Raw genomic sequence first — 10,453 nt, 5'->3', positions numbered from 1 at the left:
AGATAAACAGCATTTAAATTGATAGCGTTTGAATTAATAGCATCTAAATAAATACAGTACTTAAATAAAATAGGATCTTTTTAGGTCCTATTTTTATTTTTTAGCATAGTTGAAATGAGCATTTACCTAATAGTTTTGTGAAAAACCGTGACAGTATCTGTTATGCCGCCTATAATGGGGCTTTCATTTGGGCTAAATGAATCTACCTATCATTACCGCTATTGGCACGATATTGAGCATCGTGATAATGGTTATATTGCATGTTTGGTGCTGCGGTGATGTTCTGCAATTGAGAAGTAATCTGATGAGTAATAATTTGTTGATGCGACATAAGGAGTGTGACGCATGTTAATTTTGACACGCCGCGTGGGCGAAACGCTAATGATTGGCGACGAAGTAAGTGTGACGGTTCTAGGCGTCAAAGGCAATCAAGTACGTATCGGTGTAAACGCACCTAAAGATATTGCAGTACACCGCGAAGAGATTTATCAACGTATTCAGCATGAGCGTTCTGTACAGTCGCAAATGCAGCATCTTGAGCAAGGCAACTTTTCGCCTTCGTTTGATGACGAAGACTACTTTAATCGCTAAGCTAGCTAAATTATAATGCTGAACGCTCAACGGCTACTATCATCATTGAGCACACATAAATATTATATTGTTTTTTTAATCTGCTCTGAGGTCATTTATTTATGAGTATCCGCCAATCAGATGTATCGGCATTACTTAATGGTTTGAACAAAAAAGCCATTGGATTCAATGATGTCATCAGCTTTATCGATGATTTTTATCGCTATGCGCCTGCTCCTTTCGTAAATGGAATGGTACATAATGCAGCAGGTGAGAACGAAGGTAGCGCAAAGATTTTTGGTTTTGCTAAACACCATGGTCTGAACCAATTGGACACGCTTAAACTATTTGGCGAACATTATGCCAAGGTTCAAGCAACGCCTAACGGTACCGATCATGCCAATATCCGCAATTTTTTACATTGGGGCTGGCAAGGATTTTTGATGCAGAAGAACCCGCTAACAGTTCGTCCTAGTGTCGATACGACTGCTATTTAATCATTTATGATGATTAAGCTATTTCTGATAATTTAATTATCGGTAAAGTAAAAAAAGCCACGCTATATAGCGTGGCTTTTTTATGATGAGTGTTTTTATAACAACTATTACAACTTATTTATAGATCTATTTATCACGAAACTTAACAGGCTGTACCGCGCCTTTAGGATTCGGCATATTAGGATAGTGATGCTCGTGCTCGACGTCACATTCAGCACCAACGACAGAACCATCATCTTTTACGGGTTTATGAATATAACCTGTACGCTCGGCTGGCGGCAGATGCTCATGCTCCCATACCATCACTGCTTGCATACAAGTTTCACGCTGCTCAGCGGTGATCTTACGACCGTCAGGCCATTTACCTAGCTCAATCGCCATACGAAATTTATCAACCACTTCGGGCGTTAGACTTGCTAGTATTGTTTGTTTATCCATCTTGCCTACTCTCCACTACCATTTTTTGTATCATATATTGGTCTAATAGATACGCTTATTCATCGTCTATAATATCATCATCGACATCAAGACTGAATTCTTCGGCATGTACGTTCCAGTGCAGCTTTGTACGGCAGGCCTCATAAAAGTCAAACCCAGGCGGGTGCAACAAGGTAAGCTTATCAGGATGCTTACGAATATGTAGGCGTTGCTCTTGTTCAAGCGGTACGCTTGGTTTGCCATCGGCGCTGACCATTGGCTGGGTGCGATTGTCCTCGTGGATACGAATACAGACCTCACTATTACCGCTGACCACAATCGGTCTGCTAGATAATGTATGGGGATGCATCGGCACCAGACAAATAGCGTCCATACTCGGATGAATGATTGGACCGCCGCCTGATAAGGCGTAAGCGGTAGAGCCAGTCGGTGTTGCCGCTATCAAGCCATCACTATGCTGTCTATAAACGTCATGTCCATCAATTTTCATCTGAAAATCAATCATATGTACCGATTTACCAGCATGCAGTACGATGTCGTTCAGCGCCATATCTTCATGGATAATTTTGCGACCTTCTCGTATCTCCATCGTCAATAAAAACCGATGATCCAGTTGATAGTCTCCCATCAATACTTGGCGTAACTTAAACGCAGCTTCATCAGGTTTTACATCTGCTAAGAACCCTAAACGACCACGGTTAACCCCTAATACAGGTACACGGTAGCGTGCTAGCGCTTCAGCAGCATGTAATATCGAACCATCACCGCCAACAACAATAACCAAATCACAAATCTCACCAATCAAACCACGTTTGACGATTTTGACTCTTTCTATGTCTGTGAGGTCAAGCGTTGGTAAATTGGCCGTTTGTACATCCATTATTAACGTCAAACTCATGTCATTGACGGTTTGGGCAATCTGTACCAAGCTTTGGGTGACACTACGTTTACCAGCACGGCCCATTAGACCAATACGCCTAAAGGCGGGGTTTTTAATAGCGTGGAATAGCTCTGATTCATGTAAGTGTGGCAATCTTGCTGACTGCGCTGAGTTTTCCATAAAACGACTCGGTATAACGGTGAAGTACAAGGTAATGATAGCGATAAATGCGCGCTTAGACTAGCATGTTTATTAATTATCGTTGTTAACTGTCGTAACTGACCCCATATAAAAGCTATCGAATGTTTTACTTAGTCAGATCTTTCTGTTCAGTTTTTCAATTAGCGTATTGAGCGATACAGTAGCCTGATGCGCTAGCCAATGAGCAGCCTGAGGTTGCACTGAAGCAGTTGTCACGCAAACACAGTTGACAATAATAGCGGTTTTGCTAAAGTAACTAACATCACTATTTTTATATTTTATTATTAAGGACTTATGTATGGCCAATCCTATTGTCAGTCGCGCAGAACTTGCGATCGGCGGTAATCCAATGACGGTCAAGGGCGTAATTCAAAAGACCAGCTTGTTACTTGGTTTATCAGCCATTACTGGTGTGGGCTTTTTCTTTTATGCGCTTATGGCAGGTTTATCGCAAGGTTTTATTACGATGGCAGCCTTCGGTAGCATGATTGCTGCGTTTGTTCTGGCTCTTTTTATTACCTTCAAGCCGCAAAAAGCCAAGACTTTGGCAGTTCCTTACGCCTTGTTAGAAGGTATATTTTTGGGCGGTATCTCATTATTTTTCATGAGAATGTATCCAACAGTACCAGTTACTGCAATGTGCGCAACTTTCGTCACAGCTGCAGTTATGCTTGGGTTATATCGTTCAGGTTTAGTTAAGGTTACTGAAAAGTTCCGCTCTATCGTGACCTCGGCGGTTATTGCCATTATGCTTGTCTATGTCGCACAGTGGGTACTTTCTCTAGCGTTTGGTTCATCACTACCGTTCCTATTTGAAGGTGGCGCTATTGCTATTGGCTTTAGCTTATTTGTCATCGTTATCGCTTCTTTCACTCTACTATTAGATTTCGATAATATTGATCGCGGTGTTGCGATGGGTGTGTCTGAAGATTACGAATGGTTGTTCAGTATTGGTATTCTTGCGACCCTAGTGTGGATGTATATCGAATTTATGCGTCTATTAAGCTATCTACAAGACTAATTGTAAGAGCGACCTAACAGTATCTCTGTATAGAAAAAACCGCCTTTCATTTATGGAAGGCGGTTTTTTTATGGGCAAAATTTACAGACCTGTTTATATTAAATGCTTTTTAAAGAGACTAAGCACGTTTTAGACGCAATGCATTTAACACGACAAATAGCGAACTGAGCGACATACCAATCGCAGCAAGCCAAGGTGGTACATAGCCTAAAGCCGCTGGTATCAGGACGATACTGTTGTAAGCGAGTGCCCAACGGAAGTTTTGCTTGATAATACGTTCCGTTTTATCAGAGATGCGTTTAGCCGCAGTGATGGCCTCGATTTTCCCGTTTAAGATAATACTGTCACTAGATACTTGTGCTAAATCTGCCGCACCTGCAATCGAGGTCGACACATCTGCCGCTGCTAGCACTGGCGCATCGTTGATACCATCACCTACCATCAATACCACAGCACCGTTAGCTTGCAACTGCTGAATATGATTGACCTTATCAGTTGGTGATAGTCCATTGTATGCTGCTTGCATTCCCAAGTTCTCAGCCATCACTAACGCTTGCGGGCTTGGATCACCTGTCAACATGACAGACTCGATACCTAGTCCTTTGAGCGTATCGAGCATCGACTGCGCACTATCACGTACCTTGTCATTGAAATAAAAACATGCCAGCGCCTGCCATTTTTTGCTATCAGTATTTTGATAAGACAATACTACTGCTGAGCTAGCTCGCTGAGCTACCAGATCGATGGTTAAATCATCATTTGCATCTATATCATTGGCGCTATTATCTGTTCTGTCTAACGCAAAGTCTTTATGACCGATTCGATATACAGTGCCATCAATCACCGCTTCCACCCCGCCTGCTGGATAATGCTGTACGGCTTGCGTCGATGGCAGGTGTAACTGATAGGCTGCCGTCAGTAAAGCGTGGGCAATCGGATGGCGGCTTCCTACTTCTAGTGCAGCTGCAATGGCCAACAGCGTATCTTTTTGCGCCGTTGATGATAAACCATCAGATTCGGTCTGGCTTTTTGGTTTTATTAACTCGATATTTAATAGATTTGGTTTGCCATAAGTCAGTGTTCCCGTCTTGTCAAAGGCAACATGTGTGATTTCAGCTAGCGTTTGTAATGTATGTCCACGCGTCGTCAAAAAACCATAGCTGGCCAGACGATTGGTTGAGACGGTCAAGGCAATCGGCGTCGCCAATGACAATGCACACGGACAAGTAGCTACTAAGACTGCCACGGTTGCCCAAATCGCTTGGCTTGAATCAACGAGATACCAGCCGATAAATACTAAGACGGATAAAACCAAAATACGCGCGACAAACCAACGTGCCAGCTTATCCGCTTGCTGCGCCAATTTGGGTTTTTCGCTCATGGCGCGATTCATCAATCGATCAATTAAGCCTATCTGGCTGTCTTTTGGTAAGGCGGTGACGAGCATTTCGAACGGCTGGCTATCGTTTTGTGCACCGCCAACAATATAAACGCCTTGAGATTTGATGATTAAATCACCTTCACCGGTCAGTAGGCTTTGCGACACTGTTGCAGTAGAACTTAGCAAGATGCCATCACTGATAATCTCTGAACCCGCTTCAACCAAAATGATGTCGCCCACTTGTAAACTATGAGCGGTGACCATTTGCTTTGACTCTATATCGCCTTCGGGCTGTGATTGCGTATTCGGTTGGTTACGTGACTGCTGCCAATCTTGAGCAATACGCGATGTAAGCTGATAAACATTGACATCCATACGCTGCATAAAATCAGGCATGACTTCAGTCGCGTCTAATGCCTTTTGAGCCTCATTTTCGATAACTTCATCTTGTTGAAACTCATTTTCTTTCAGCAGTTGTAAAATACGCTCGGCTGCTGATTTGTCTTCAGCGACTTTTTGTACTAATACCGGCTCAACCACTACCAAATCATTAGCCATAGTCGCGGCTTTTAGACGTGCGTTGTGCTCGATATAACGCCCTGCCAACAAAAAGAAGATAAACATGCTAACCGAGTCGTAGTATGTCTCCCCTTGTCCCGTAATGGTGGCATAGAGACTGGCAAAGAATGTGATAATCAACGCAAGGCTAACAGGCACATCCATATTTACCTGGCGCGCACGAATCGCTGACCATGCGGATGTGAAGAAAGGAATACCGGCATAAAAGAAAACAGGCGTACTAACAAATAAAGACACCCAACGCAAAAAGTCACGTTGGAATATCAACATGTCGCTATACTCGCCAAAGTAAAGTGCGACGGCATACATCATCGCTTGCATCGAACCTAGTGCAGCGATGCCTAGACGCAATAGCATTTGATTGTTATGACGTGCCAGCATGGCTTCGTGAGTATCTTGCCGATAAGGCTTGGCTTCGTAGCCTATTTCATTTATGACCGCTAAAATGCGACTGATGGGTAATTTGTTTTCATCCCAAATGACCCGCATACGTTGGTTGGTCAAATTTACCTGACATTTACCAATACCCTCTAGCTCATCGAGACGCGACTCAATCAGCCAAGTACAGGCAGCACACCGTAAGTTATTAACAGACAGCTCTGCTACTGACATGCCATCTTGCGCGTAAACGAATTGCGATTTTATCTCGTCATGATCGTAGACCTCGAGACGCGTCAGCTGGGTTGGCAAACTTGCTGTACGGTTAATCTCTGAACGATCAAGGTAATACTGCTCAAGACCAGCCTCTACTATGCTTTGGGCAGCTAACTGACAGCCCATACAACACATCTCTCGTGACTGACCTAATATCTCAGCATAAAACGGTGGCTGAGGTACAGGATCGCCGCAGTGAAAACAGTGGTCAGCCAGCGGGAGCACTAAGCCTTCGATGATAGAAGTGTCTTCATAAGAATGATTGATAGCAGATGATACTGATGATGGGATACTAGACATAGTCGCGCTTACTTCCTTTGACAGGCTTGCTCAAAATGCATTCATTTAAAGCAAACTTGCTCGTATTGACTGTACTGTACGTCATGCAATAGAGCCGTTTTTAATCACATAAATATCACTACTGTGAGTAGCATAGTATGAATAACAAACGGCTAATAGCAAACAATTAGCAACAGCGAATTCATACAAAATACATCGTGAGGGCAATCGTAAATTGTTATCTTATATGGCGTTTATCTACCAGATTGAAAGTGACTGACGCTTTATTACAAGTATCGGTATTTTAATAGGGATTATACTATAAGCCATCGCTATGAGCAGTACCATCACTCATGGTCTACGACCAATAAATGCCTGCGTTGACGATGATAGATTGAAAAATTTGTCAATTTGCGTCATTATGAGGCAGTTTTTTATCCAAAAATGGTGCGACATCCGTGCAAAAACCTAATTACAAGTTACCAAATACCAAGTTATCAGCGTCATCTAAGTCTGCTATGCACACGCTACCCTCGCAGCAGCGCGGCTTGGTTTTTAGTAGTCTGCTATTAATTATCATTATCGCAGGCATGGTGCTATTGGCACTGTATTTAATCAAACTTGATCGCACCATTACTCATAAGTTTGAGGGTAAGCGCTGGGATATTCCAGCCAAAGTGTATTCGCAGCCGCTTGAGCTGTATCAAGGTGCCAATGTCGATAGAGATACAATGAAGACATGGCTAGAGTTGCTCAATTATCAAAGCAACAAAGCTTATGATCGTACAGGTACCTATCATCGAACAGGTAATACTTACTTTATTCACACGCGCGGCTTTACGTATAGTGCTAATGATAAAGATGCCGAGCAAGTCATCAAAATGACGATTTCTGGCAACAAAGTAGAATCTATCCAGAGTACTCTGCCAGCCAAAAGCGGTATCATTCGTCTAGAGCCTGTCAATATCGGTGGTATCTATCCCGACAGCAATGAAGATCGGATGGTTGTGTCTTTGGACGAAGTGCCTCAGCCGTTGATTGATGCTCTCATCGCTACCGAAGATCGCGCGTTTTATGAACATAAAGGGGTATCGGTACGTGGTATCGCCCGTGCCGTAATCAATAACTTTACTGGTGGTGCCAGACAAGGTGGCTCGACCATCACCCAGCAGCTGATCAAAAACTTTTACCTCAATTCAGATCGCACTATCAAACGCAAAGCCAACGAAGCATTGATGGCCGTGCTACTTGAGCTGCATTACAGCAAAGATGAAATTTTACAGACCTATTTGAATGAGATTTATCTGGGTCAAAATGGCAATCGCTCTATCAATGGCTTTGGTTTGGCATCACAGTTTTATTTTGACAAACCTCTTAATGAGCTGCGCTTAGATCAGCAAGCGATGCTGGTTGGTATGGCAAAAGGCCCAAGTATCTACAACCCACGTCGCAATCCAAATGACTCAAAAGCACGCCGTGATGTGGTGCTTAACAACATGCTGACCATGGGTACACTGAGCCAAGAAGACTACGACAAAGCCTTAAAACAACCGCTTGGTATCGTGGATAAGCCTGCTGAAGGCAAAAGCCAGTTCCCTGACTTCTTAGATATTGTTAAACGTGAGCTAAATACCGTCTATTATTCTGACGACCTCAAGAACGAAGGTCTGATTATTATCAGTACCCTAGACCCTATCGCTCAATTGGCCGCAGATAAAGCCGTTGATAGAAAACTTGGTGAACTGCGCCGTAACAGTAGCAAAACTAAGGATTTACAAGGCGCGTTGGTGAGTGCCAACCCTGAGACTGGCGAGCTAGTATCTGTCGTGGGTAGTGGTAGTGAATTTACAGGGTTTAACCGCGCGGTAGATGCCAAACGCCAAGTTGGCTCACTACTGAAGCCTATCATTTATATGACTGCGCTTGAGAGCGGTCGTTATAATTTGGCCAGTTCAGTAGATGACTCCCCTATTACGGTCAATCTAAACGACGGTACTGACTGGAACCCTAAAAACTACGACAACCGTGATCATGGCTATGTACCATTTACCACGGCACTGTCTCAATCCTACAACCAAGCGGCAGTACGCTTAGGTATGGAGTTCGGCGTTAATACCTTTGCTAAGCAATTACAGCGTATGGGTATCAAAGAAAAAATCCCACCTTACCCATCAGCATTATTAGGCTCAGTTAATTTGAGTCCGATGGATATGCTTGGTATTTACCAAGTATTTGCCACTGGTGGTTTCCGCACGCCTATTCACAGTATCCGTACGGTCATTGATGATCGCGGCCGTATCTTACAACGTACTGGGCTTAACACTCAGCGCAGTATTCCACCTGAGACCAACTTTTTGACCAACTATGCATTACAGCAAGTCGTCTCAAATGGTACGGCCAGACGCGCCCAATCGCTCGGCAGCAATTTAAACCTAGCAGGAAAAACAGGTACGACAAACGACTATCGCGATGCTTGGTTTGCAGGCTATAGTGGCAACTATGTGAGTGTCGTTTGGGTTGGCCGTGATGATAATAAACCGATTGGTTTGAGTGGTGGTACTGGCGCCTTACCAGTTTGGGTAGATTATATGAAACGCCTAAAGCTGACTCCAGTTGCTCTACCAGAGCCAGAAGGTATTGAGTGGTTATGGTTAGAGAATAACTCAGGCAAACTGTCTAATGAACGCTGTGCGAACGCTCGCTACTTACCAGTAATATCAGCTCATCTACCAGAAGAAGCCAGCAGTTGTGCGCTAAGCCTATATCAGCAAGATCGCGCTCGTGAACAAACACAGTTTCAGAACCAGCAAGGTGATATCAATCAACAACGTCGCCGCGAAGGTTTAGAGATTCCAAATGGCGAAGCTGTGGAGTCTGATGAGGCAGAAGGTAACAGCGAGCAAAGTGAAGGTGATGACGACCGTGCTGATACTTGGTATGACCGCGCTGTTGAATGGTTCTAGCTGTTGAATGGCACTAATAGTGTTTTTGATATTTAGCTTTTAATATTTAAAAAAGGTTTTAACATGATGGTGTCATCTTTACGGACAACTACTTCAGTAAAACAAACCATAGTGCTATGGCGTAATAAAATTACGTCAAGCAATACCTTACTTGCAGGCAGCGCGGTCGTTGGTATATTAAGCCTAAGTGCTTGTCAAACGGCACCTAGCACATCGACCACAGTGCAAACCACGCCTGTTCAAACACTACCAACATCACAACCGACCGTGCCATCAACGACAACTGCTCAAGCGCCTATCACGGAAGCAAATGATCAAAGCAACTATCCAACCGAGCCTTACGTTACAGTTGAACAGTCCGAAACACTAAATCCATTAACGCAAGAGACACCTGTATTTACGCCTCCTGCACCAGAAGTGACGCAGCCTGATCCTGTTATCATTGCGCCTTCTCGTAACGACTATATAATCTCCGAGCCATCGGTACCGTCGCATAATGAGCTACTAGAGCACGCTAGAAGAAACTCGCAGCAACGTACTCAACAATCTGCCAGCAATAATAGCAATCTGCCCGCATTTCGCAATTTGATGCAAGTAGGTATCAGTCAGTTGAAAGCTGGCAATCTAACCAATGCCGAGAGCAGCTTTACCCGTGCACAGCGTCTAGCGCCCAAATCATCGGCGGTATACTTCTATTTGGCACAAGTAGCATTAAAAAAGAACCAGCCTCGTAAAGCAGAAGCGATGGCACGTCGCGGTCTTAGCGTCTCTCAAGATAGCAGTCGTAGACGAGCACTATGGCAGGTTATATTGCAATCAGGACAAGCTCAGGGTAACTCACGCGTGGTCAATGAAGCAAAACAAGCATTACGCTAATAACTGATATTTACATATTTTAGATTCATTAGTTAAAACCTCTATATATATTATACATTTCATTGTATGTAGATTTATCTAGGGCAACCCCTAGCACCTACACTTATTTTTATT

The 10,453-nt window shown here is 43.6% G+C and carries 8 protein-coding genes and 1 pseudogene; 5 read left to right on the top strand and 4 right to left on the bottom strand.

The window, feature by feature from the left end:
* Positions 1-202: 202 nt before the first annotated feature.
* Positions 203-331, bottom strand: a complete 129-nt coding sequence (locus QL886_RS03975) for a hypothetical protein (RefSeq protein ID WP_290177704.1) — start codon at positions 329-331, stop codon at positions 203-205.
* A gap of 14 nt (positions 332-345) precedes the next feature.
* On the opposite strand from QL886_RS03975, the pseudogene csrA reads away from it, so the two are divergent.
* Together csrA and QL886_RS03965 are read left to right on the top strand one after the other, a co-directional pair.
* Positions 346-513, top strand: a pseudogene (gene csrA, locus QL886_RS03970) (carbon storage regulator CsrA); the annotation flags it as partial.
* 179 nt (positions 514-692) lie between these two features.
* Positions 693-1,067 (top strand): HopJ type III effector protein, encoded by a 375-nt coding sequence (locus QL886_RS03965; RefSeq protein WP_057759243.1) that lies wholly within the window; start codon positions 693-695, stop codon positions 1,065-1,067.
* A 126-nt stretch (positions 1,068-1,193) separates the two neighbouring features.
* Here the strand turns inward: QL886_RS03965 and QL886_RS03960 are convergent, their stop codons facing one another.
* Positions 1,194-1,505 carry a DUF1315 family protein gene (locus QL886_RS03960; protein WP_057759241.1) on the bottom strand — a complete coding sequence of 104 codons (312 nt, stop codon included), beginning with the start codon at positions 1,503-1,505 and terminating at the stop codon, positions 1,194-1,196.
* Between the two features lie 55 nt (positions 1,506-1,560).
* Positions 1,561-2,565, bottom strand: coding sequence for an NAD(+) kinase (locus tag QL886_RS03955; protein WP_290177703.1), 1,005 nt, complete (start codon positions 2,563-2,565; stop codon positions 1,561-1,563).
* A gap of 319 nt (positions 2,566-2,884) precedes the next feature.
* On the opposite strand from QL886_RS03955, the gene QL886_RS03950 reads away from it, so the two are divergent.
* Positions 2,885-3,607, top strand: coding sequence for a Bax inhibitor-1/YccA family protein (locus QL886_RS03950; protein WP_057759239.1), 723 nt, complete (start codon positions 2,885-2,887; stop codon positions 3,605-3,607).
* Between the two features lie 118 nt (positions 3,608-3,725).
* Here QL886_RS03950 and QL886_RS03945 read toward each other — a convergent pair whose 3' ends face one another.
* Positions 3,726-6,521: a heavy metal translocating P-type ATPase gene (locus tag QL886_RS03945; protein WP_290177702.1), complete on the bottom strand. Its 2,796-nt coding sequence runs from the start codon at positions 6,519-6,521 to the stop codon at positions 3,726-3,728.
* 497 nt (positions 6,522-7,018) lie between these two features.
* Here QL886_RS03945 and mrcB point away from each other — a divergent pair, with 497 nt between their 5' ends.
* Both mrcB and QL886_RS03935 read left to right on the top strand, forming a co-directional pair.
* A complete protein-coding gene (mrcB, locus tag QL886_RS03940) occupies positions 7,019-9,463 on the top strand; it encodes a penicillin-binding protein 1B (protein ID WP_290177764.1) in 2,445 nt (814 codons plus the stop codon).
* Positions 9,464-9,526: 63 nt separating this feature from the next.
* The gene (locus tag QL886_RS03935) at positions 9,527-10,339 is read left to right on the top strand and encodes a tetratricopeptide repeat protein (RefSeq protein ID WP_290177701.1); all 813 of its coding nucleotides are present in this window, start codon (positions 9,527-9,529) and stop codon (positions 10,337-10,339) included.
* Positions 10,340-10,453: the final 114 nt, after the last annotated feature.

The organism is Psychrobacter sp. APC 3281 (assembly GCF_030407815.1).
Taxonomy (GTDB): Bacteria; Pseudomonadota; Gammaproteobacteria; order Pseudomonadales; family Moraxellaceae; genus Psychrobacter.
Note: the sequence above shows the minus strand (reverse complement) of the source record. Positions and strands in the feature narration are given on the sequence as shown.